A 23,569-nucleotide genomic window follows, 5' to 3' on the forward strand; every position below is an offset into this window, starting at 1 on the left:
GATGACCCTCATGACGCCCGACACCGCCCCCCACGACACCACCCGATGGGAGCCCGGCAGGCGCTTCGTGCTCCGCGCCGCCGGTCTGCCCGTGGCTACGGTCCACGGGCTGCGCTGCCCCCGCACCCGGAGCTGGGCCGATGAGCTCCTGGCCCAGGAGGAGTGCCTCGCCCGGGACGGCGCCGCGCTGAGCGACCTGCTGCACGGGCTGGTCCCGGCCGCCGACGCGGTGGGCGGCGCGGCCCGCCGGGCCCTGCTCGCCCTGCGCCGCCAGGTCTTCAACAACCGCCTGCCCGTCGACCCTCCGGCCGCCGTGCGCCTGGTCGCGGGCCTGGACGAGGCCGCCGGCGCAAGCACCTCGGCCTGGCTGGAAGCCCGGGCCCGCTACGGTGGACTCCTGGACAAGGGGGCCGTGCTGCTGGCCGAGGAACTACGCGCCGCGCGGACCGAGTTGCGCAGCGCATTGGCCCACGACCGGTTCCGTAAAGGGCTGTTGCTGGCCTCGCCCGCCCTGGACGCCCGGCTCGACCGCTATCTGGGCGACACGAGCGCCCAACCAGGGGGCCGCATGCGGAAGATCGAGCGGTCCGCGCTCACCTACCTCTACCGCACCGCGTGCAAGACCAGTCCCTTCTCCACTCTCACCGCGGTGGCGGCCGGAACCTTCGAAGGCGACCCGTCGGACGCCACCGCCGCCCTGCACGTCGGCGAGGAGTGGACCAGCCATGTCCGGCTCAACGTCGTCGCCCTGGGCCGGATCGCCGACCTGGTCCTGGCCGACCCGGTGCGCCGCCAGGACCTGGCCGTGGTCCTCTCCCCGGGCTGGGGCCGCGACGCGGACCGCGTCCGCTACGTGCGGCAGTGGGTGACGGCCGGGGACGACAGTGCGGCGGTGACCTTCGACGCCGTGCGCGACCGGCTGTTCTACCTGCGCACCAGCGGCACCCTGGAACGGCTGCTCGACCTCTTCGGCAGCCGCGACGGGCTCCGCCACCGCGATCTGGTCGACTGGCTCCAGGCCGAGCACGGCGCCGACCGCGCCGAGTGCGAGCGCTACGCCACCGCGCTGCTCCAGCTCGGCATGGTCCGGGCGCCGGGCCTGCGCACCGATGTGCACAGCCCGGACCCGCTGGGCTCCTTCCAGCACGCCCTGCGCGGGCTGGGCGCCCCCTGGGCCGACACCGCCGCCGACGCCCTGGACGGCCCGGCCGCCTGCCTCGCGGCCTACCCGGCCGCCGACGTCGCTACCCGCCGGGCGCTGCTGCGCACCCTGCGCGCGGGGCTCCTCCAGGTGCAGAAGGAGTTGGGCGCCACCGAACCGGCCCTGCCGCAGACGCTGTTGTACGAGGACGTGAGTGCGGGCGGCGACCTGGTCTGCCCGCCGGGCCTGCTGGCCGGGGAGACCGGGCGGGCCCTGAGGGCGGTCGAGGGCATCCTGCCCATGTTCGACATCACGCTGCCCCAGCGCATTACCCTGCGCGGCTTCTTCACGGCCCGCTACGGCCGCGGCGGACGCTGCGACGACCTGCTCGGGCTGGTGCACGACTTCCACGAGGACTTCTTCGACCAGTACATCTCGTTCACGTCCAAGCGCACCGCCTTCGACCGGGACGGCAGCTACGTCCCGGAGGAGAACTGGCTCGGCCAGAGCGCGCTACGGACCCTGGACGACACCCGCCGGAGCTTCGTGGCCGGTATGCGGGAGCTGTGGGAGACGGAAGGTACGGCGGAGGAGATACAGCTGCCGGACGGCCTCCTCGCCTCCGTCGCCGGTCAGCTCGCGCCTCTGACCGGTGATTTCACCCCGCAGAGTCACCATGTCCAGGTGTCGGGGCCCGTCCCCGGCCACCGGGGCGGCCCCCTGGTCGTCCTCAACCGCTCGTACGGCGGACTCGCCTTCCCCTTCAGCCGTTTCACCCACGTCTACGACGCCACCGGCGACCCCGCCGAGCCCGGCCTCTCCGCCCGGCTGAGGGACGAACTGCGCGAACGCCAGCCCGACGAGGCGGTGTTCGCGGAGGTGACGGGTGGACAGATCACCAGCAATCTCAATCTTCACGGCCGCATGACGGACTACCAGATCGTCTGCCCCGGTGAGATCTCCACCGTCCCCGAGGCCGACCGGCTCCACCTGGACGACCTCTACCTCGTCCACGACGATGAAGCCGACCGCCTGGTCCTCCGCTCGCGCCGACTGGACCGCGAGGTCATCCCCGTCTACCTCGGCTACCTCGTCCCGGTGGCCCTGCCGGAGATCCCCCGCACCCTGCTGCTCCTGTCGCCGAGCACCATGACGCCGGCCGACGTCTGGGGCGGCGTCCCCCAGAGCCCCGCCGTGGACGGCGTCACCCGCCGGCCGCGCGTGACCCACGGCGACGTCGTGATCAGCCGCCGCAGCTGGACGGCGGACGCCACCGTCCTCCCGGACCGCCGCCCCGAGGTGGACGAGGCGCAGTGGTACCTGTTCTGGCAGCGCTGGCGCCGCGCGCACGGGCTGCCCGACCAGGTCTTCGCCACGGTCCAGGAGGCCGGTCGCCGCGCCCCCGGCGCGAAACCCCTGTACGTGGACTTCGACAGCCCGCTGTCGCTGACCGCCTTCGACGCCCTGGTGGACCGGACCCCAGGTGCCTCGGTGATCCTGCGCGAGATGCTCCCCACCGAGGACGGACTGCACCTGACCTCCGCGCAGGGCCGTCACGTTGCCGAACTGGCCGTAGAGACCTTCACCTCCCGCCCCTCCCGTACCGAGGACGGCCCCACATGCAGAAACTGATCTCGCCGAGCCCCGCCACCCCCGACCCGGCTCCCACACCGCCGGGGGAGTGGATCGCGCTGCACATCTTCTACGCCGCCAGCCCCCAGCCGATGCTGGTCAACTGCGTCCGCCCACTGGTGGACCGGCTGACTGCCGAAGGGCTGCTCGCGGGCCACTTCTTCATCAACTACTGGCTCGAGGGCCCGCACGTCCGCCTCCGGCTGCGCCCCGCCGACGCCGGAGCCGCCCCCGAGGTGAAGCGCCGGGCGGAGGAGGCGCTCACCGAGTTCCTCCGCACCCGCCCCGCCCTGTACGAGGTCGACTCCGGCTTCCTGAAGGACTTCTACAACGAGCTGTTCGACATCGAGTTCCCCGGTGAGGACCGAGCCCGCTACATGGGCGAGGACGGCCGGATGAACCTGCGGCCGAACAACTCCTTCGCGTACGAGCCCTACGCCCCGGAGTACGCCAAGTACGGCGGCCCGGCCGGCGTCGAGCTCGCGGAATGGCACTTCCGGCACTCCAGCGACCTGGTCGTCGAAGCCTTCCGAACCATGAACCTGCACCTGCGGACCGTACTGCTCGGCACCTCCGCCCAGCTGATGATGGTGATGACCGGCTGCTTCCTGCCCGAGGAGGACCGGCTCGCGGACTACCTGGACAGCTACTACGCCTTCTGGCACCGGGCCTTCCCCGGCACCGGTTTCATCGGCTCCGAGGAGTACGAGGCCACGTACGCGCGGATGGCCCCCCAGCTGGGCCGCCGGTTCGCCGAGATACGGACCGCCGTCACGAGCGGCGAACTGGGGCGGCTGCCGGGCTTCCTGCGCGGCTGGGCGGAGCACTGCCTCGAACTGCGCGGCCGCATCGAGGACCTGACCACCCGGGGCGAGCTGGTCTTCCCCGTCTGGGACGGGCCCGCCCGGGAGGACGCCGGGCAGGAGCGCGCGGAACCCGCGGACGCGGCGCCGCTGGAGGCGGTCACCCACCTGCCGGCCGTGCTGCCCCGGCTGCTGTCCCCGTACATGCACATGACCAACAACCGGCTCCATGTGACGATCCGGGACGAGGCGTACCTCTCCTTCATGCTCGGCCAGGTGCTGAGGGAGCCGGACCCGGCGGGCTCGCCGAAGGCGGCCGGCACATGACCGCCACCCCCGACACCCCGGCCCCCGCGTCCGCCGCCGCCCGAGGTGCGGCCCGGGCCTACCGTCCCGCGCTGCGGGACGGGGTCCGGATCGGCCCGCCCCTGCTGCGCGGCCCCCGCACCGTGCACCTCATCCGGCACCCCGCGACCGGTGCCGTGTCCGAGATCGGGCCCAAGGAGCACTTCGTCATCTGCCGGCTCGACGGCACCAGGAACCTGGACGACCTGGCCCCCGAATACGCCGCCCGCTTCGGCCGCCGCCTCGCCGAGGAGAGCTGGAACCGGCTCCTCGGCCTCCTCGGCACACGCGGCCTGCTGGACGGTGCGCCCGACCCGCCGCCCCCTGCGCACGCCCCGCCCCGCCCCGGAACCTTCTGGCGCGGCACCCGTCGCATGGTCGCCGACGCCGACGCGACCACCGCGCGGCTGCACCTGATCCTGCGCCCCCTGCTGCACCGCGCGATACAGCTGCCCCTGCTGGCCGCCGTCCTCGCCCTGATGCCGGCCCTCGCCCTGCACGCGGGTGAACTCATCGGCGGCACCGCCGAGTTGATTCGGCAACCGGTCGTCCTGGCCGCCGTCGCACTGTTCCTGTGGTTCAGCATCACCGTCCACGAACTGGCCCACGGCGTCGCCGCCCAGCACTACGGCGGCCATGTCGCCGAGATCGGGCTGCGCTGGCGGTTCCCCGCCGCGATGCTGTACTGCACGGTCGACGACTACCTCTTCATCCCCGGCCGGCGCGCCAAATTCGTGATCGCCGGGGCGGGCGCGTACATCAACCTGGTGCTGCTGCTCCCCTTCGGGATCTGGTGGTACGCGCTGCCCGAGGACGACCCGGCCCGCCCGCTGCTCGCCGGGCTGCTGCTGCTCGGCAGCGTCCAGGCACTCAGCAACCTCGTCCCGCTGCCCCCGCTCGACGGCTACCGGATGCTCGGCCACCTCCTCGGCACCGCCCACCTGGCCCCCGAGACCCGGACCTATCTGGCGCTGCGCCGGACCGGCTCCGAGGCCACCGCCGCCTACCCCCGCCGTGCCCGGCTGATCTACACCGCGTACGGCATCGGGTCGGCCCTCCTGCTCCTCCTCGCCGTGGCCGGCACCTGCACGGTGGCGTTCCTGCTGCTGCGCCGATGACCCGACCACGCGACCACCCCCGAACCGAAGGAACCACGCACCACATGAGTGAGGAACAGGCCATGCGACCCACACCCACCGCCGTCCACGTGCAGGGGGTCTCCAAACGGTACGGGGACCGGCAGGCCGTCGACGACGTGTCCCTGGACATCCGACGGGGCGAGTTCTTCGGCCTCCTCGGCCCCAACGGCGCCGGCAAGTCCACCCTGGTGGAGATCATGGAAGGGCTGCGCCACGCCGACACCGGCTCGGTGGCCCTCTTCGGCGAGTCCCCGTGGCCGCGCAACACCGCCCTGCTGCCCCGCATCGGCATCCAGACCCAGTCCTCCGCCTTCTTCGTCCGGCAGACCGCGCACGAGCACCTGCGTACCGTCGCCGCCCTCTACGGGGCCTCGCGGGCGGCGGCCGACGCCACCCTCGCCTCCGTGGGGCTCACCGGGCAGCGCGACGTCCAGGTGGAGAACCTCTCCGGAGGCCAGCGCCAGCGCCTCGCCATCGCCTCCGCCCTCGTCCACGGGCCCGAGCTGATCTTCCTGGACGAGCCGACCGCCGCTCTCGACCCGCAGGCCCGGCGCGACCTCTGGGACGTACTGCGCGGGCTGAAGGCGGAAGGCCGCACCATCGTCTACACCACCCACCACCTGGACGAGGCGGAGGAACTCTGCGACCGCATCGCCATCCTGGTGGACGGGCGGATCGCCGTGACCGACAGTCCGCACAACCTCGTGGACGCCTCCCGGGCCCCGAGCCGGCTGCTGCTGCCGCTCGGCCGGCTGGACGAGCAGAAGGCGGTGGCCATCACCGGCGTCGACCGGGTCACCGTCCAGGGGGGCTCCCTGGTCCTGGAGACGCACACCACCGGCCGGGTCCTCAGCGCTCTCGACCAACTCGTCGGCCTGGACGGGGTACAGACCCGCACCCCCAGCCTGGAGGACGTCTACCTCGACCTCACCGCCCGGCTCGCCCAGGACCCGAACGCCCCCCGCCGTACCGCCGAGACCACCACGGAGCACCAGCCATGAGCGCGTACGCCGCACTGACCGGAGCGGGCTACCGCGCCCAGGTCCGCGACAAGACGACTCTGTTCTTCACCTTCGCCTTCCCGCTCCTCTTCCTCGTCGTCTTCGGGCTGATCTTCCGGGGCCAGGCCGTCGAGCAGAGCGGCCTGTCCTACATCTCGTACACCGCCGCCGGGGTGCTCTCCTGGGGTGTCGCCAACGCAGCGGTGTTCGGGATCGCGTTCACGCTGATGCAGTGGCGCTCCGACGACATCCTGCGGCTGATCCGGATGTCCCCGGCCCCGTTGTCCGCCGTGATCGGATCCCGCTACGTCATCGCCCTGGCAGTGGGCGTGGTGCAGTCCCTGTTGTTCATCGGAGTGGCCATGCTCCCGCTGTTCGGGCTGGAACCCGCCTCCGGATGGCCGCTGCTGATCCCGGTGATGACCCTCGGCATCACGACCTTCCTGCTGCTCGGCGTGATCATCGGCTCGTTCGCCGACACCCCCGAGTCGGTCGCGGCCGTCGCCAACTTCCTGATGCTGCCCATGGCGTTCCTGTCCGGCTCGTTCTTCCCGCTGGACGCCATGCCCACCTGGCTGCAGAAGGTCTCCCTGGTCATGCCGCTGCGCTACCTCAACGACGCGGTCTCCCACGCGCTCACGGGACGCGGCGACGGCTCCGACGTCGCGGTGGGCTGCGCCGGTCTCGCCGTGTTCGCACTCGTCTTCGGCGCGGTCGCGGTCAGGACGTTCCGCTGGACGAGGTCCTCGTGACCGCCCCCACGCGGCCGCAGCCGATGGAGACGGCGCGGGACGCGCTCCACACGGCGCTCGCCGACCGCCTCGGCCAGGACGTCCCCGTCGTCCCGGTCGGCGCCACCGACGCCGCCGCCACGCTCGGCGGCCGGAGCGCCCCCGACCCCTGGGCGCACCTGAGGGCCGGGGCGCGCGTCCACCTCAGTGCCTCCGCCGTACTGATCGGCCCCTGGGGCGGCGACGGCACGGCCCCCGCCTGCGGGCGCTGCCTGGCCCTGCGCTGGCAGCGGCTGCGCAGCCGCTCGGAGCGCGACGCCCTGGAGACCGGAGGCCCGGACGGCCCCCGGCCGGCGGGCGCCTGGCCGCTGTTCACCGGCCATGTGTACGACACCGTCGCCGCCCTGTGCACCGCGCTGCTCCACGACGACCCTGCCGCCGCACCTCCCGCCACCGAACCGGCCGACCGGGCACTTCCCCAGGTCTCCCGACTCGACCTGATGACCCTTCAGGTAAGGACGTACCCTCTCCTCGCGGACCCCCTCTGCCCGGACTGCGCCCCGCCGGGCACCCCGGCGCGGCCCCGCCCGCTCACCCTGGAGACCCGCCCCAAGCCCGACCCCGGCACCTACCGGCTGCGAGCCGCCTCCTCGTACCCGATCCCCGAGGACGCCCTCGCCAACCCGGTCTGCGGCGCACTCGGCGGCGGCACCTGGCTGAACGTCACCTCACCGACCACAGCACCGGTCGCCGGCAGTGTCTTCGTACGCGGCTACGCGGGGCTCAACGACGTCACCTGGAGCGGTCAGGAGAACGCCTTCTCCACGAGCCGTACGCTGGCCTTCCTGGAGGGCCTGGAGCGCTACGCCGGAACCCACCGGCGGGGCCGCACCACTCCGGTCACCGGCTCCTGGAACGACCTCAAGGCCGATGCCGTGGACCCCGCCACCTGCGGTTTCTACGACCCGAACACCTATCGCGACGACCCCCTGGTCGACCCCTTCGACCCGGACCGGGCCATCCCATGGGAGTGGGGCTGGTCCCTGCGCGACGAGCGCCCGCTCCTGGTGCCCTCCCGCCTCGTCTACTACAGCGCCGGGCTGGCCGCGGACAACTTCGTCTTCGAGTGCTCCAACGGCTGCGCCATCGGCGGCTGCCTGGAGGAGGCGGTCCTCGGCGGTCTCCTGGAACTCGTCGAACGCGACGCCTTCCTGAACGCCTGGTACGGCAACGCCCGCCTCACGGAGATCGACCTGGCGACGGTGGGCGGCCCCACCGCCGCCGCCATGGCGGAACGGGCCGCGCTGCAGGGCTACGACGTCCACGTCCTGGACAACCGCGTCGACCTGGCGATCCCGGTCGCCACCGCCGTCGCCGTACGCCGCGACGGCGGCCCCGGCACCCTGTCGTTCGCCGCGGCAGCCTCGCTGGACCCCAGGTCCGCCGTGGAGGGCGCCCTCTCGGAGGTCCTCACCTACATCCCGCACCTGGCCCGGCAGACCGAGGAGCGCCGTGCCGAGCTGGAGGCCATGGCCGACGACTTCCACCGGGTCCGGCACCTCAAGGACCACGCCCAGCTGTACGGGCTGCCCAGGATGGCCGCCCACGCCCGCAGCTATCTGGAACCCCTCGCGGTACGCCCCTTCGACGAGGTCTACCGGCGGTGGGAAGACTCCCAGCGCCCGCGCACGGGTGACCTCAGCGACGACGTACGAGCGGTCGTCGGCGAACTGGCAGCGGCCGGCCACGACGTGATCGCGGTCGACCAGACCACCCCGGAGCAGGCACGCATGGGACTGCGCACCGTCAGCACACTGGTGCCCGGCCTCCTGCCGATCGACTTCGGCTGGAACCGTCAGCGTGCCCCGCTGATGCCCAGGCTGCGGACGGCGCTGCGGCGCGGCGGCCACCGCACGACGGACCTCGCGGACGCCGAGATCAGGATGGTGCCGCACCCGTTCCCGTGACGCCGCGTGGGCACAGGAACGCCCGGTATCCGTCGAGCGAACGGATACCGGGCGCGCCCCGTGACCGGACTGGCGCCTGGTCAGGCGGAGCAGGAGGTGGTGCTGGTGGTGGAGCTGCACGTCGAGGTCGAGCTGGTGCTGGTGGAACCGGCCAGCACGACCTCACTGGCGTCCGAGTAGTCGGAGATCTCGAAGGTCTCGGCCTCGAGCTCCAGGATCTCGTCGGCGAGGGTGCTCAGGTCCTTGTTCATGGGTGTCTCCTCCGGATCGGGGGCCCGCCGAGGTGGGGAAGGCCGCCTGCGTGGGGTGTACGACCCCATTCCACCGCCGTCCGCTCACCGTTCGGCATGCCCCGCGCTCACACATCGCTGGCACGCGGCGCCAGCGGGCCGCCACCCACTCCCTCACGGAGGAATCCTGTGACTCCGAACCACCCCGCCCTCGCCCACTCCGACCTGGCGGTACGCCCGGCGCTCACCCTCTACCTGGACGTCCACCGGACCCCGGAGGTCTCCGGTGAGGAGAGCCGCACGGCCGCCCTGTTCGCTGACCGGCTCGCCGCCACCGGGTTCGACGTCGCACGCGGCATCGGAGGCCACGGCGTGACGGGCGTCCTGCGCAACGGCGACGGTCCCCGCGTATACCTGCGCACCGAGCTGGACGCACTGCCGCTGACGGAGCGGACGGGCCTGCCGTACGCCAGCGGGAACGGCGCAATGCACGCCTGTGGCCACGACCTGCATCTCGCCGCGGCCACGGGCGCGGCCGACCTGCTGGCCCGCACCACAGAGCACTGGCGTGGCACCCTGGTCGTGGTGGGCCAGCCGGCCGAGGAGACGCTGACGGGGGCCCGCGCGATGCTGGCGGACGGCCTGTACGAGCGCTGCGGCCGCCCGGACGCCGTACTCGCACAGCACGCGGCGCCGCTGCCGGCCGGAATGATCGCCCACGGCGGCCCGCACACCCCGATGGCCGCCGCGAGCGCAGCCCTGAGTGTGATCCTGCACGGACGCGGTGGCCACGCCGCGACCCCGCACCTCACGGTCGACCCGGTGGTCACAGCGGCAGCCGTGATCAGCCGCCTCCAGACGATTGCCTCCCGCGAGACGGCCCCGGCGGACCAACTCACCCTCACAGTCGGCACGGTGAAGGCGGGCGCGGCGGTCAACGTCGTCCCGGACACGGTGGAACTCGGCATCGGCCTGCGCGCCCTCACCGACGAAACCCTGGACCGTGCGCTGGCGGCGCTGGACCGCATCGTCCGGGCCGAGTGCGCGGCCTCCGCCTGCCCGCGTGACCCGGACCTGACGACGCTGTCCCGCTCCGCGGCGCTCCGGGTCGACCCGCACACGACGGAGGCGATCCGGTCCGCGCACACGGCCCTGTACGGCCCGGAACGGGTCACGACCTGGCCCGCGTCGATGGCGGCCGAGGACTTCCCGCTCTACGGCGACGCGGGCCTGGCGGTACACGGCGAACCCGGAATCGCCCTGGCCTACTGGATGCTGGGCACGACGGGCCGCAGACAGTGGGAGGCCTCACCGGCCCGGATCCCCCCGAACCACTCCTCGCACTTCGCCCCGGACGTCCGCACGGCGCTCCCGGCGGCGATCACGGCGCTGACGGCGGCGGCACTGAACCGGCTGGGCGATGTGTCGCGCCTCCGTCGTTGACGGTCTGCCACCACATCGGCTCATGGCCGGACAGCTGCGGCCGGGACCCCGTTCACAGAGGCTGTGTGGGAGGCGGCTGCGGGGAGCGGAGTACGAGCAGGGTGATCTCGCTGGGGGCGAAGACGCGGAACGGCGGGCCCCAGAAGCCGGTGCCGCGGCTGGTGTAGAGGAGGGTGCGGGCGCCGTGGCGGCTGAGGCCGGCGAGGGCGGGCTGGTCGATGCGGACGAGGTGGTGGAAGGGCCAGATCTGGCCGCCGTGGGTGTGGCCCGAGAGTTGGAGGTCGACGCCGCCTGCCGCGGCCCGGTCGACGAACTTGGGCTGGTGGGCCAGGAGCAGGACAGGCAGGTCGGGGTCGGCGCCGTTCAGGGCTCCGGCGAGGTGGGCGCGGTGGCCGGCCAGGCCGGAGGACTCGGCGGTGACGTCATCCACACCGGCGACCACAAGGGTGTCGCCGCCGCGTTCGAGCAGCAGATGGCGGTTGCGCAGCGGCTCCCAACCCAGCTCGTCCATCAGGTCGACCCAGCCCTGGGCCTCGCTGTAGTACTCGTGGTTCCCGGTGACGTAGACCCGGGCCCGGGTGGCTCGCACGGTGCCGAGCGGAGCGGCCTGGGCGCGACGGCGTTCGGCCGTGCCGTCCGCGATGTCGCCGGTGTGGCAGACCAGGTCGGCCTCCAGGGTGTTGACCGTCGCGCAGACCCGCGCCGACCAGCGGGCGCGGTCGAGTGGGCCGTAGTGGGTGTCGGTGATGAGGACAACGCGGGTGCCGTCCAAGCCGACTCCCAGGCGCGGGAGTTGTACGTCGAGTTGGCGCACCCGTGGCACCCGGCGGGCCTCGGCGTACCCCCAGGCGAGCAGCACGGCGGCTACGCCGAGGACCGCCCAAGTGACGACCCGGGCCCGGTTCTGCCCGTCGCCCACTCCGGTCACCGTCAGGGCGAGGCGCAGCAGGACGCCGAGCAGGACGGACCAGGTGAACAGCACCCAGCCGGCCCCGAGGAGGGTGTCTCCGACGATCGCCGCCCAGTCCTGCTGTCGCCGGCCGTGGCCGCGCACCATCGCGAGCGGCATGGCGATCAGACCGAGGACGAACAGGGCGGTGCCGCCCAGCGCCACGGGGAGCGGCCAGTGCTGGCCGGTGTGCAGCAGCACCCAGCAGGGCACGGTCCACAGCAGGACGGGGGCGACCAAAGGGATGTAGCGCATCAGGCGGTGCAGTCGACTCTGCTGGGTCGCATGCGCCGCACCGTCCGCGGATCGGGTTTCGCTGGTGTCGGTCACGCTTCCCCTCCTCAAGTAGCCGGACTGCCGACGCGCGCACTGTACCCGGTCGTCCCAGTGACCCGACTCGGGGATTCGTCGGCAACAGGTGGGTCCAGGTGAAGGGGCGTGGGTGATCGTTCCAGCTGGGAAGAGGGGCCGTGCCGGACATGTCGAGAACGACTGCAGACGAGTTCCTCGTCCCGTTCGCCGAGGACCAGCCGGCCGAGGTCGTCCACGCGGGTCGGGGTGCCGACTGGGCATCACAAGCCTCCCCTTCGCCCCGAACGGAGCGCCGGGCGGTGCGTGGCCAAGGGCTGCCCCGGAATCCCCGGCGGGCGCACGACGACAGCTACGGCGCACCTCGCCGCGTTGTCGGATCGCCCGAATACGCCGAGTATGAGGACGCCCCTCCGCCTTGCGATGCACCGCATCCGACGCCACGCGCTGATCCACCGGGCATTACGGACAGCCCTTAGGGTGCATGGGTACTCTCGCCGACCCGCCCCGGAGTCCCACTGCCTCATGGATCCCAATCCGCCGAATCCGCTGGTCCACCGTCACCGCGTGGCCCTTCAGCTGTGCTTCGCGATACCCGGTCTGTCGCTCGCCACCTGGGTGACCCGGACCCCCGACGTCCGGGACCGGCTCGGCGCCTCCACTGCCGAGATGGGCCTGGTGCTCTTCGGCATGTCGATGTGGGGGCTCGGCACATCCCTCGGCTTCCCACTGGCCCTCTCCGCAGCCGGCGAGTCCGGCCCGGACACCACCGGCCGCGTCGCCCTGACCTCCCGGATCGGCTACGTCGCGCTGCTGGCGGGACCGCCGTCGCTCGGCTTCCTCGGCGAGCACCACGGGCTGCGTGCCGCGATGGTCCCGGTCCTGCTGCTCATGCTCGTCGCCGCCGCGCTGTCACCCAACACCGCCTCCCGGCCCCGGCACGCCGGGGTGGCGGGCGACCGTCACGAGTGGGCCGGATGACCGGATGGATTGCCGAACTGCCGATGTCCCGTGCGGTAGTTCCAGGTGTCGACCGTGACCTGTGGCCCGACATCCACATGACACGTGCCGAATGTCCGGGAGTTATGGAATTGCGACGGCTCCTTCCCGCTGCGGGCGCAGTGGGAAGGAGCCGTCGGCCGGCCGCCGGGACCGCTCGCGTCAGCGGGTGCCGAGCAGGGCGCGCCAGGTGTCCGGGCCGATGACGCCGTCGACCTGCAAGTGGTGGTTCTTCTGGAAGGCGAGCGCCGCCGACCTCGTCTTCGAGCCGAACCCGCCGTCGGCCGCGAGGCCGTAGCCGTAGACGTTCAGCTGCGTCTGCGCTGCCTTCACCGCCTGGCCGGACGACCCGTTCTGCACCGTCTTGATCAGCTTGGACCAAGTGTTCGGGCCGATGACACCGTCAGCTGCCAGGGACCGGGACTTCTGGAACTTGATCACCGCGGAGCGGGTCTTCGGGCCGAAGACGCTGTCGGCCTCGACCGTGTAGCCCCGCGAGGCCAGCAGCTGCTGGGCGGACCGCACGTCCGCACCCTTGGAACCGCTCTGGAGGACCGGCCAGGAGACACCCGGGGACGGGAGTTGCCCGCCGCCACCGCCTGCACCCAGCTTGACCGGGCGGAAGGGGTCGTAGTTGTCACTGCCGATCCCGTACTTGAGCTGCCGGTGGGTCGTGCCGTACGTACCGCGCTGTTCGTACGCCCAGTAGGCGCTGTGCGACGTGTTGGCCCACTTCTCGAAGATCACCACGTGACGGAAGTCGCCGTCCGTGGTGCTGTAGTCGATCAGCAGGTCACCCTTCTTGAGCTGACTCATGCTGCTGAGCCGCGTGGTGACGCCGTTTCGCGAGTCGGCCAGCCCGACGGTGTTCAGGCCGGGCTTCCCCAGCCCGAGTGCCATGGAGACATAGCCGGAGCAGTCCTGGCGGTAGCCGTCCTTCCAATTGCGCTCCATGCTGTACGGGACCGGACCTCCGTTGTTGGCCGTGAGCCAGGTGCGGGCCCGGTTGATCATCGTGTCGCGCGAGAGCGTGGCCGTGGCCATGGTCGACAGCTCGCCGACCCGGGTGACGAGCTTGCTGTCGGACTCGGGCTCGGGCCCGTAGTCGGTCCCCTTCTGGGCGGCGACCGTCGTCGGCTCCGAGGAGCCGCTGTCGGCGAGCGACGGTACGACAACGATTGCGGCTGCAACGCATCCGGCGGCGACGCCTGTGAGGGTGACCTGCGCACGGCGCGTGAGTCGACTGTGGAAAGACATGATTCCCCCGTGTTACTTCTGTTGCGGCAGGTCGACCCGAGTGGGCCGACCAGGACCTGGAGTGCTTGCCGTTCGTCGGGTGCCGTTTGCGGCCCCTGACGGGTCGTTACGATGGCAAATTTTGCTGCCCTGGCCCAGCGTTGTGCGGAAGCCGCATCGGTCGGTGACGTGATCTCGACAATGTCCGGGATGTGTGACCGATCTCGTCACAGCCGATCGTTCTTCGGGCGGCTCGCTGCCATTCGGCCGCCGGTGCCGTGACGACCGGGCGGCGCTACAACGTGCTCAGTTGTGACCTGTTGACATGCCGAACCTTGCTCGCTTTACTCCATCCAACGCCGGAGTTGAGCACTCGGCGCCAGAGGTACGCCCAACCGGTACCACGGTCCACGCACCGTAAGCCCGGACTGAGTCGCCAGGACCCACGCACTGCGCGGGGTCCGAGGCGGGGACGTATCCCCCACTTTCGGGAGCTCAAGTTGTCCCTCATCAACCGCGTCCGGTCCCATGGACGGGTTCCTGTGGCAGTTGCCGTGGCAGCGGCGCTGATCACCCCACTGTTCATCTCCTCCACCGCGAACGGAGCGGCCCAGGCGGTGAGTCTTCCGCCGGCACACGCCAACTTCGACTACCAGATCGGCGAGCCGTACACGCCGCCGGCCGGGGTGAAGGTCGTGAGCCGCGACCACAGCGCCTCACCCGCGGCGGGCCTGTACAACATCTGCTACGTCAACGCCTTCCAGGCTCAGCCGGGAGCCGAGAGCGAGTGGGGCGACCTGCTGCTGCGGGACGCCGACGGTGAGATCGTCTACGACGACGGCTGGGGCGAGGCGATTCTGGACATCCGGAGCGACGCCAAGCGACAGCGCATCGCCGCCAAGGTGAACTCCTGGATCGACACGTGCGCGACCAAGGGCTTCAAGGCCGTCGAGCCCGACAACCTCGACACGTTCACCCGGACCGATCTGATCAGCGAGGCGAACGCGAAGACGTTCGTCCGGATGCTCGCCGACCACGCCCACCAGAAGGGCCTTGCGATCGCGCAGAAGAACACCTCGGACTTCTCCCTCGCCCGCGACGAGACGGGCCTGGATTTCGCCGTCGCCGAGGAGTGCGGTGAGTGGGACGAGTGCGGTGACTACACCGAGGGCTTCGGTGACAATGTGATCGTGATCGAGTACAAGGCGTCGGCCTTCAACGCCACGTGCGCGGCTTTCGGCAGCCGGCTCAGTGTCGTTCTGCGCGACGTCGATGTCAGCGCCCCGGGCGACAGCGGGTACGTCCGGAAGACCTGCTGAGCCGGCTCCGGGTGCCGGTCGACTGACCGGCCCGGCCCGGCCCGGCTCGGTGCATTGCAGGCTCCGTGTGGGATGAGCGCCTCCCCCCCCCGGCCCCCCACACGGAGCCACTCCCGACGCGTCCCGCACGCCCCTGCCGTGCACCGCGCTTCTCGGTATCCACTCACAGCACACCACCCGCCGTGCGGCGACGCCCGGCGTGACATCCCGTGCCGCACCACGCATTCCCATGGGAGCCCAGATGGCCGAAGCACATCGCACTTCCCGCGTCACCGCCGGGCTCACGCGTCGTACAGCCCTGCGGCGCGGCACAGGTCTGGCCATCGGTGCCATGGCCGCCCTGCCCAGCTGTGGCAGCGGAGCCGACGACGGCATCGGAGCAGACGGGCGGGTTGTCGTCGAGCTCTGGCACGGGCAGACGGACACGGGTCGTGCGGCCATCGAGGAGCTCGTCGCGGAGTTCAACCGCACCCACCCCGACATCCGTGTCGATCCCGGTGGAGGCGTGCTGGCGGACGCGATGCTCCAGAAGATCACCGCGGCGCTGGCGTCCGGCTCATTCCCCGACGTCGCCTATGTCTTCGGCTCGGACCTGGCCAGTGTCGCGCGCAGCCCGTCGGTGGTGGATCTGACCGACACGATGAGCTCCGGCCGCTGGAACGACTTCTGGGATCCCGCGCGCGAGGCAGTCACGCTCAACGGACGGGTACGGGCGGCTCCCGCCCTGCTCGACGCGCTCGCCGTGGTCTGCAACAAGAAGCTCTTCGACGACATCGGCCTGCCACTTCCGAGTCCGGGCTGGACCTGGGACGAGTTCGTGGCAACGGCCGCGAAGCTGACCGCCGGTGGGAGTGGCAGATTCGGTACCGGCTGGCCGGGCGTGGGGGACGAGGACACGGTGTGGCGTCTGTGGCCGATGGTGTGGGACCTGGGGGGTGATGTCGTCAGCGAGGACGGCAAGCGGATCGGATTCGCGGACGTCGGTGCGCGGGCGCTGGAGACGGTCGCGGCGCTCGCGAAGGACAAGAGCGTCTATGTGGATCCCAAGCCGGGAAGCGAGCAGATGTACCAGGTCTTCATGTCCGGCCGGATGGGCATGGCCGTGACCGGACCGTGGCAACTGCCCGACATCCAGCAGGCGAAGATCGACTACCACGTCGTACCGCTGCCCAGCTACAGCGGCAAGCCGATGACCATATCGGGGCCCGACACCTGGACCGTGTTCGACAACGGTGCGGCACGCGTACGGGCGGCACGTACCTTTGTGACCTGGCTGTCGGAGCCCGCCCAGGACGTGCGCTGGGGTGTCCAGGCCGGCAGCCTGCCGCTGAGCCGGAGCACACAGGCACTGCCCGAGTGGCAGGCGCAGGAAGCCGGTGCCGCCGGGCTGCCTGTGTTCACCAGGGCCCTGGATTCGGCGCGCGTGCGTCCCGTGCACCCGGCCTATCCACAGATATCGCAGGCACTCGGACGAGCCATCGCCTCCGTACTCCTCGGCCGGAGTACCCCCGTCAAGGCCCTGCGCGCGTGCGCGGACGAGGCCAACGCCGCCCTGCTCATACCGCGTTGAGAGGAATTCGATGCCGCGTCTGCCCACACCGCTCACGCTTCCGGAGCGGAAGCACAACGACCGCGCGGACAACGGCCATGCCGACCGCGGTGACGACACCACGAGCGACGCGGCATCCAGCCGGACGGTGAAACGACCACCGCCGAGCTCCTGGCGGCGCCGTCTGCGCGGGGAACAGGTGACCGCCTGGATGTTCGTCTCACCCTCGGTCCTGATCATTCTCGGACTGAGCGTCGTTCCCGTGGTCTGGTCCCTGCTGCTGTCCTTCCGGGCCGATGACCTGGTAACACCCAGCCGCTGGGTCGGCCTCGGCAACTACCGCGCTCTGGTACAGGACCCGCACTTCGGCCAGGCCGTGCGCAACACGGTTCTCTACACGGCGCTTTACGTACCGTTGAGCATCGGCCTGGGGCTGGCGCTCGCCCTCGTCCTGAACCGGCGGATCCGGCTGGTGGGTCTGTACCGCACGCTGATCTTCGTGCCGTTCGTCATCTCCGCGACGGCGCAGGGCGTGCTGTTCTCCTTCGTCCTCGACCCGGAGTTCGGGGTGGCCAACTCCGTGCTGCACAAGCTCGGCGTATCCGCCCAGGGCTTCCTCACCGACCCCGGGCAGGCGCTGCCCGTCCTGGTGGCGATCTCACTGTGGAGCGGCACCGGTTTCTGCGTGGTGGTCACCCTCGCCGCTCTGCAGGACGTGCCGCCCTCCCTGATCGAGGCGGCGCGGCTGGACGGCGCCGGGCGATGGCATCTGCTGCGCCACGTCGTCCTGCCGGCGCTCACTCCCGTCCTCACCTTTCTCCTGCTGTGGCAGACCATCAACGCGCTTCAGGTCTTCGACCTGGTGTACGTGACGACCAAGGGCGGGCCGCTCGGCTCCACCACGGTGATCGTCTACTTCATCTGGGAGCAGGCGTTCAAGAACTTCACCGCCGGTTACGGCGCGGCGGCGGCCTACGCGCTGGCGACCGCGCTGCTCCTCGTCTTCGCGGTCCCGCGCCTTGTACGGGCCGTCCGGGGCCGGTCACGCGAGACCCATCGCCTCGAAGGAGACGCACGATGAGGGTGACATCCGTTTCCCCTTCCCCCTCCACCACAGGGCCGTCCGGCAACCCTCCGCGAGGCCGGACACGGCTGCCGTTCAGCGCCTGGCATCTGCTGCTGGCCCCTCTCGCCCTCGTCTTCGCGATCCCGCTGATCTGGTTGCTCCTCAGCTCCGTGATGAGCGACGCCGAGATCAACCGCTTCCCACCGGCCCTGTGGCCGTCGGAGATCGACCTGGGCGGGTACCGGTATGTGCTCGGCAACGCGATGTTCCCGCGCTGGTTCGCCAACTCGCTGATCGTCTCGGTGGTCGCGGTGGCGTCGAACCTGCTGCTCGGCGCCCTCGGCGGCTACGCGTTCGCCCGGATGCGGTTCGCCGGCTCCCGTGTCCTGCTGGCTCTCATGCTGGCCACGATGGCCATCCCCTTCCAGCTGACGATGATCCCCACGTTCCTGGTGATGAAGCAGTTCGGACTCATCGACACCCTGGGCGCGTTGATCGTCCCTTCCCTCGTCACACCGTTCGCCGTCTTCCTGTTCCGCCAGTTCTTCCTGTCCCTGCCGAGAGAGCTTGAGGAAGCGGCCTGGATCGACGGCTGTTCACGGCTACGGGTGCTGTTCCTCGTCGTCCTGCCGCTATCGAGACCGGCCCTGAGCACAGTGGCGGTTCTGACCTTCCTGACCACCTGGAACGACCTGACCTGGCCGTTGATCGCCATCAATCACGACACGCAGTACACCCTCCAGCTCGGTCTGACGACATTCCAGGGGCAGCACCACACCCGCTGGTCGGCGGTCATGGCGGGGAATGTGATCACCGTTCTGCCGGTCCTGCTCGCGTTTCTCTTCGCGCAGAAGTCCTTCATCCAGTCCATCACCTCCAGCGGTATCAAGGGCTGAGCCCCGGGCCGGGCCGGGCATCGACCACGCACGGGACGCCGGACGCTCGGCACCCTCACCGCGCTCCCGCCACCCACCGCACTCCGTCAGCCGGAGTCCGCGATCACAGGAAGCCGCATGCACCACACTTTCGACCTGCTCGTCATCGGGGACGTAAATCCCGACATCGTCCTGGGCCCCCTCGACACTCCGCCGGCCTTCGGACAGCGCGAACAACTCGTCGAGACCGGCCTGCTCACTCTCGGAGGCTCCGGCGCGATCATGGCGTGCGGAGCAGCGCGCCTCGGGCTCAAGGTCGCCTTTGCCGGACGAGTCGGGGACGACGAGGCCGGGCGGTTCGTCCGTACCGCTCTGAATGCCCGGGGGGTCGACACCGACGCCCTTCGCACCGATCCCGTCCTGCCGACGCCGCTCACGGTGGTCGTGACACGGGGGGACGGCGATCGCGCGATTCTCACTTCCCCCGGCACACTCTCCGCCGGCGGCCCCGAAGACGTCCCGGAGGCGCTGCTCACCAGCAGCAGGCACGTACACGCAGCCTCCTACTTCCTGCTGCCCCGACTCGCCGACGCACTGCCCGAGTTGCTGGCCACGGCGCGCGCCCGCGGCGCCACCACCTCGCTCGACACCAACGACGATCCCTCCGGTGCGTGGGCACCCGGAGGACTCCAAGCGACGCTCGCGGTCACCGACTATCTGCTGCCCAACGCGCAGGAGGCACTGGCGCTCGCACACGCCACAACCTCCGCGGACGGCGCGGTCGTACCCGCGGGCACGGATCGCCTGGACGCGGCAGCCACCGCACTCGCGGCACGCGGGCCGCGAGTGGTCGTCAAGAACGGGGCCGATGGTGCCCTCATGCACGACGGCCGCACCCTGCTGCGCACCCCCGGGATCCCCGCCCGACCGTTGGACACCGTCGGCGCGGGGGACAGCTTCGACGCCGGTTTCGTCGCCGCACTCCTGCGCGGCCTCCCCCTCCCCGAAGCTCTCGAATTCGCCGCCGCCTGCGGCGCTCTGTCCACCCGGGCACACGGTGGTACCCCAGCCCAGCCCACCTGGGACGAGGCCCGAACGGCCGTCGCCCGCAACGGAAAGAACTCCTGATGACCCACACCACACCCAAAATCGCGTTCATCGGCGCGGGAAGCGTCGTGTTCACCCAGGGCCTCCTGGCAGATCTCTTCGCGTTCCCGGAGCTCAAGAGCGCCCATATCGCACTGCACGACATCGACGAGGAACGCCTCGCCACGGCACACGGCGCTGCCCGCCAGATCGCGGACCGGCTGACCGGGCAGGGCGGCGGCGTGCCCCGCATAACCGCCCACGCCGAGCGCCGGGCGGCGCTCGAAGGCGCCGACTTCGTCATCAACATCGTCCAGGTCGGCATGCGCGAATCGACCCGCATCGACTTCGACGTTCCCGCCCGCCACGGCGTGCGCCAGACCATCGCCGACACCCTCGGCATAGGGGGGATCTTCCGCGCGCTGCGTACCTTCCCCCTGCTCAAGGCGCTCGGCGAGGACATCGCGGAGGTCTGCCCCGACGCCTGGCTGCTGAACTACACCAACCCCATGGCGATGAACGTCCAGTACCTCACCAGGGCCACCGGACTGACTCGCGTCGTCGGCCTGTGCCACTCGGTGTACTGGACCGTTCGTGACCTCGCGGATCTCCTGGGCGTCCCGCACGAGGAAGTCGTCTACCGGGCCGCCGGAGTCAACCACCAGGCGTGGGTGCTGCGTCTCGAGCACAACGGAGCCGACCTCTACCCAAGGCTCGACTCGCTCATCGCGGAGAACCCCGAGCTACGGCGCCGGGTACGCGTCGACATGTACCGGCGCCTGGGCTTCTACCCGACCGAGACCAGTGAGCACTCCTCCGAATACGTCCCCTGGTACCTGCACCACGACAGCGAGATCGAGCGGCTGCGACTTCCCGTCGGCGCCTACCTCGGCATCGTGGACGAGAACATCGCCGCATACGAGCGGACCCGCGACACACTGGCCGAAGGATCAGCACTCGACGTCGAGGGCACGATGGAATACGCCCCCCAGATCATCCACAGCGTCGTCACCGGCACACCCCGCACCGTCTACGGGAACGTTCCGAACCACGGGCTGATCGACAACCTGCCTGCGACCGGCACCGTCGAAGTGCCCTGCCTGGTCGACGCACTGGGAGTGCAGCCCACCCGTATCGGCTCGCTGCCCGCCCAGTGCGCCGCCCTCAACCGCGGTTACCTCAGCATGAACGAGCTGGTCGTCCGCGCCGCTCTGGAGGACGACCCCCGGTCCATCCGGCAGGCGGCCATGGCCGACCCGGCCACCGCCGCGGCCCTGCCCGTCGAACGCATCTGGGACCTGTGCGACGAGATGGTGCGCGCACACTCGGACCTGCTGCAACCGTCGCTGCGCACGCTGCTCGGCCACTGAGCCCGCCCCGTACTCCTGAGGCCCTCCCACCGCCTGCTCCCGCCCGTCCGCGGGACTCGACCGGTGGTGTCCACCCCGCCTTCCGCGCAACCGACGACGGTCGATCCGCACCCCGGACGTGGGGCGGTGACCCACGAGGAGGAACCCCATGTCCGAGGTGACGATGGTGCTCGTCGGAGCCGGGCTCCGCGGCATGACCTACACGCGGCGTGCCCTGGCCACGGGGGCGGGGCGGGTGGTCGCGGTGGCCGAACCGGACCCGCTCCGCCGTGCCCGGGCAGCGGAGGAGTTCGGGGTGCCGCCGGAGCGGCTCTACGCCGGCTGGAGCGAGGTGGCGGCAGCCGGAAAGCTGGCCGACGCATGCGTGATCGCCACCCAGGACCGGATGCACGTGGATCCGGCGGTGGCACTGGCCGATCTCGGCTACCACATCCTTCTGGAGAAGCCGATGGCGACCAGCGAGGACCACGCATCGGCGATCGCGGACGCGGCGCAGCGCAACGGCATCCTGCTGGCCGTCTGCCATGTGCTGCGCTACACGTCGTACACACGCTGCCTCAAAGGGCTGCTCGACAGCGGCGACATCGGCCGCCTGGTCAGCGTCCAGCACCTGGAGCCCGTCGGCTGGTGGCACCACGCCCATTCCTTCGTGCGCGGGAACTGGCGCCGTGCCGACACCTCCGCCCCCATGCTGCTGACCAAGTCCTGCCACGACATCGACTGGTTGGTCCACCTCTTCGGACGCCTTCCCCGGAGGGTCAGCTCCTTCGGCAGCCTGACCCACCTCCGACCCGGTGACGCGCCGCCCGGCGCGACGGACCGCTGCCTCGACTGCCCGGTGGAGGCAGGCTGCCCGTACTCGGCGAAGCGGCTCTACCTGGGGTGCCTGGGCGACGCGGACCAGGAGTTCTGGCCGCTGTCGGCCGTGACCGGGGAGCACACCGAGGCGGGTGTACTGGAAGCGCTGAGGACCGGGCCCTACGGGCGCTGTGCGTACGCGTGCGACAACGACGTGGTCGACAACCAAGTGGTCAGCATGGAGTTCGACTCCGGTGCCACCTGCTCGTTCACCATGAGTGCCTACACCCCGATGGAACAGCGCCGCACCCGGCTCATGGGCACGCACGGCTTCATCGAGGGCGACGGAAACACGCTGCGACTGGTCGATTTCCGCGACGGGTCCGAACGGACCATCGATACGCGGACGAGGGCGACGGCGAACCCGGGGCCGTCGCCCGAAGACGGTCACGGGGGCGGCGACGAGGCGTTGACCGACGCCTTCCTCGCCGCCGTCGCCGCCGGTGACGCCTCGCTACTGCTCTCCGACGCCGCGGAGAGCCTTGCGACCCACCGCGTTGTCTGGGCTGCCGAAGTGGCGAGGACCACCGGCACAGTGGTCGAACTCGACATCGATGGAGGCGTGCTGACGACGGCCTGACCACCGGGCCCTTGCCGGCGCCCCCTTCCGGCCGCAGGCGTGGTCGTCCACCACGCTCGCCCGGACCGCCGGCGACCAGGCCGGTGGTGCCGGTCAGGCCGTGGTGCCGGTGCGTACGGCGCTGGTTGCCAAGGTGGTGTAGTTCATCGTGAAGCGTCCGCCCAGGGAGTCGATCGCGGCTCCGACCTCGTCCAGGATCCGTGCCACCTGACCGGGACGGAGCTGAGTGAGGCCGCCTGTGGTGGGTAGCAGGTCCAGCCACTGGTCGCGCGTGTAGGACTGCTCCCAGACGAATCGCCACTGCTCGGGTTCGTCGAACTGTTCGGTCTCGCGGATCTTTTCGGCGACCTTCGCGTACGCCGCCTGGTAGAGGCCGGGCGGACGTCGGGCCGGTCGGCCGTTGAGCGGGGAGTCGGGCGCCGCCCGCCGGAAGGCAGCGGCGAACGGGTCGGCCACCTCGGCAGGCGGCTCGTACACATGCCCGAAGACCGCCAACCGTCCCCCTGGACGCAGTACACGTGCCGCTTTCGCGGCACCGGCGTCCGGATCCACCCAGTGCCACGACTGGGCGGCGATGACCGCGTCGAAGGTCCGCCCGACCGGCTGCCAGGCTTCAAAGGTCGCCACCTCGACCCGCAGGCCACGGGCTCGCGCGAAGCCGGCCATGCGCGCGTCGGGCTCGACGCCGAGCACGGCGCAGCCCGCGGACTGGAACTGCCGCGCCGCGATGCCCGTACCGCAGCCGACGTCGAGCACGTCGAGCCCAGGGCTCCCGGAGACGATCCGCGCCACCAACGCATCGGGATATCCGGGCCGTGCCTGGTCGTAGCGTCGCGTGTCCACGCCGAACGACTTGGCCATCGCCCCGGCCCTGTGCGGCTCCGCCGGGGGTGGTTCCGGTTGCTCTCGCGGTAGTGTGGGCATGCGCCCACTTTAGTGGG

18 protein-coding genes and 1 pseudogene are annotated in these 23,569 nt (G+C 71.0%); 15 read left to right on the forward strand and 4 right to left on the reverse strand.

The features are described 5' to 3' along the window. The first annotated feature begins 1 nt into the window (after position 1). From ACFWFI_RS09910 to ACFWFI_RS09935, 6 genes are read left to right on the forward strand one after another with little or no spacing between them, the layout of a single operon-like run. Positions 2 to 2,773, forward strand: coding sequence for a lantibiotic dehydratase (locus ACFWFI_RS09910; RefSeq protein WP_387387582.1), 2,772 nt, complete (start codon positions 2 to 4; stop codon positions 2,771 to 2,773). After that, positions 2,761 to 3,903, forward strand: a complete 1,143-nt coding sequence (locus ACFWFI_RS09915; protein WP_387387583.1) for a lantibiotic dehydratase C-terminal domain-containing protein — start codon at positions 2,761 to 2,763, stop codon at positions 3,901 to 3,903. The genes ACFWFI_RS09910 and ACFWFI_RS09915 overlap by 13 nt, the downstream gene beginning before the upstream one ends. Further along, positions 3,900 to 5,039: a metalloprotease gene (locus ACFWFI_RS09920; RefSeq protein WP_387387585.1), complete on the forward strand. Its 1,140-nt coding sequence runs from the start codon at positions 3,900 to 3,902 to the stop codon at positions 5,037 to 5,039. Before ACFWFI_RS09915 ends, ACFWFI_RS09920 begins: the two co-directional genes overlap by 4 nt. A gap of 44 nt (positions 5,040 to 5,083) precedes the next feature. Then, on the forward strand, positions 5,084 to 6,061 hold the full coding sequence (locus ACFWFI_RS09925; RefSeq protein ID WP_387387586.1) for an ABC transporter ATP-binding protein: 978 nt from the start codon (positions 5,084 to 5,086) through the stop codon (positions 6,059 to 6,061). Next, positions 6,058 to 6,813, forward strand: a complete 756-nt coding sequence (locus ACFWFI_RS09930; RefSeq protein WP_387387588.1) for an ABC transporter permease — start codon at positions 6,058 to 6,060, stop codon at positions 6,811 to 6,813. Before ACFWFI_RS09925 ends, ACFWFI_RS09930 begins: the two co-directional genes overlap by 4 nt. Positions 6,814 to 6,836: 23 nt before the next feature. Then, positions 6,837 to 8,759, forward strand: a complete 1,923-nt coding sequence (locus tag ACFWFI_RS09935) for a TOMM precursor leader peptide-binding protein (RefSeq protein ID WP_387387604.1) — start codon at positions 6,837 to 6,839, stop codon at positions 8,757 to 8,759. An 80-nt stretch (positions 8,760 to 8,839) separates the two neighbouring features. Here ACFWFI_RS09935 and ACFWFI_RS09940 read toward each other — a convergent pair whose 3' ends face one another. Further along, positions 8,840 to 9,010 carry a thiazolylpeptide-type bacteriocin gene (locus ACFWFI_RS09940; RefSeq protein ID WP_030757923.1) on the reverse strand — a complete coding sequence of 57 codons (171 nt, stop codon included), beginning with the start codon at positions 9,008 to 9,010 and terminating at the stop codon, positions 8,840 to 8,842. A 168-nt stretch (positions 9,011 to 9,178) separates the two neighbouring features. Between ACFWFI_RS09940 and ACFWFI_RS09945 the strand changes: the two genes are divergently transcribed. After that, positions 9,179 to 10,432: an amidohydrolase gene (locus ACFWFI_RS09945; protein ID WP_387387589.1), complete on the forward strand. Its 1,254-nt coding sequence runs from the start codon at positions 9,179 to 9,181 to the stop codon at positions 10,430 to 10,432. Positions 10,433 to 10,484: 52 nt separating this feature from the next. Here the strand turns inward: ACFWFI_RS09945 and ACFWFI_RS09950 are convergent, their stop codons facing one another. Then, positions 10,485 to 11,711, reverse strand: coding sequence for a metallophosphoesterase (locus ACFWFI_RS09950; protein WP_387387591.1), 1,227 nt, complete (start codon positions 11,709 to 11,711; stop codon positions 10,485 to 10,487). A gap of 675 nt (positions 11,712 to 12,386) precedes the next feature. On the opposite strand from ACFWFI_RS09950, the pseudogene ACFWFI_RS09955 reads away from it, so the two are divergent. Next, positions 12,387 to 12,671, forward strand: a pseudogene (locus tag ACFWFI_RS09955) (MFS transporter); the annotation flags it as partial. A 180-nt stretch (positions 12,672 to 12,851) separates the two neighbouring features. Here ACFWFI_RS09955 and ACFWFI_RS09960 read toward each other — a convergent pair. Further along, positions 12,852 to 13,946, reverse strand: a complete 1,095-nt coding sequence (locus ACFWFI_RS09960) for a peptidoglycan-binding domain-containing protein (RefSeq protein ID WP_387387592.1) — start codon at positions 13,944 to 13,946, stop codon at positions 12,852 to 12,854. A 521-nt stretch (positions 13,947 to 14,467) separates the two neighbouring features. Between ACFWFI_RS09960 and ACFWFI_RS09965 the strand changes: the two genes are divergently transcribed. The 7 genes from ACFWFI_RS09965 to ACFWFI_RS09995 all read left to right on the forward strand — a co-directional run bounded on the left by ACFWFI_RS09965 (position 14,468) and on the right by ACFWFI_RS09995 (position 22,628). After that, complete coding sequence (locus ACFWFI_RS09965) at positions 14,468 to 15,244, forward strand: endo alpha-1,4 polygalactosaminidase (protein ID WP_387387594.1); 777 nt, start codon at positions 14,468 to 14,470, stop codon at positions 15,242 to 15,244. Between the two features lie 241 nt (positions 15,245 to 15,485). After that, entirely contained in the window at positions 15,486 to 16,814 is a 1,329-nt protein-coding gene (locus ACFWFI_RS09970; RefSeq protein WP_387387595.1) for an ABC transporter substrate-binding protein, read from the forward strand. A 10-nt stretch (positions 16,815 to 16,824) separates the two neighbouring features. After that, a complete protein-coding gene (locus ACFWFI_RS09975) occupies positions 16,825 to 17,874 on the forward strand; it encodes a carbohydrate ABC transporter permease (RefSeq protein WP_387387596.1) in 1,050 nt (349 codons plus the stop codon). Continuing rightward, positions 17,871 to 18,755, forward strand: a complete 885-nt coding sequence (locus tag ACFWFI_RS09980; RefSeq protein ID WP_387387597.1) for a carbohydrate ABC transporter permease — start codon at positions 17,871 to 17,873, stop codon at positions 18,753 to 18,755. The genes ACFWFI_RS09975 and ACFWFI_RS09980 overlap by 4 nt, the downstream gene beginning before the upstream one ends. Positions 18,756 to 18,872: 117 nt before the next feature. Then, a complete protein-coding gene (locus tag ACFWFI_RS09985) occupies positions 18,873 to 19,862 on the forward strand; it encodes a carbohydrate kinase family protein (protein ID WP_387387599.1) in 990 nt (329 codons plus the stop codon). Continuing rightward, positions 19,862 to 21,190 (forward strand): alpha-glucosidase/alpha-galactosidase, encoded by a 1,329-nt coding sequence (locus ACFWFI_RS09990; protein WP_387387600.1) that lies wholly within the window; start codon positions 19,862 to 19,864, stop codon positions 21,188 to 21,190. The genes ACFWFI_RS09985 and ACFWFI_RS09990 overlap by 1 nt, the downstream gene beginning before the upstream one ends. A 148-nt stretch (positions 21,191 to 21,338) precedes the next feature. Further along, positions 21,339 to 22,628 carry a Gfo/Idh/MocA family protein gene (locus tag ACFWFI_RS09995; protein WP_387387601.1) on the forward strand — a complete coding sequence of 430 codons (1,290 nt, stop codon included), beginning with the start codon at positions 21,339 to 21,341 and terminating at the stop codon, positions 22,626 to 22,628. Positions 22,629 to 22,721: 93 nt separating this feature from the next. Here the strand turns inward: ACFWFI_RS09995 and ACFWFI_RS10000 are convergent, their stop codons facing one another. Next, positions 22,722 to 23,552 carry a class I SAM-dependent methyltransferase gene (locus tag ACFWFI_RS10000; RefSeq protein WP_387387602.1) on the reverse strand — a complete coding sequence of 277 codons (831 nt, stop codon included), beginning with the start codon at positions 23,550 to 23,552 and terminating at the stop codon, positions 22,722 to 22,724. Positions 23,553 to 23,569: the final 17 nt, after the last annotated feature.

The organism is Streptomyces sp. NPDC060209 (assembly GCF_042728155.1).
In the GTDB taxonomy this organism is placed as follows: domain Bacteria; phylum Actinomycetota; class Actinomycetes; order Streptomycetales; family Streptomycetaceae; genus Streptomyces.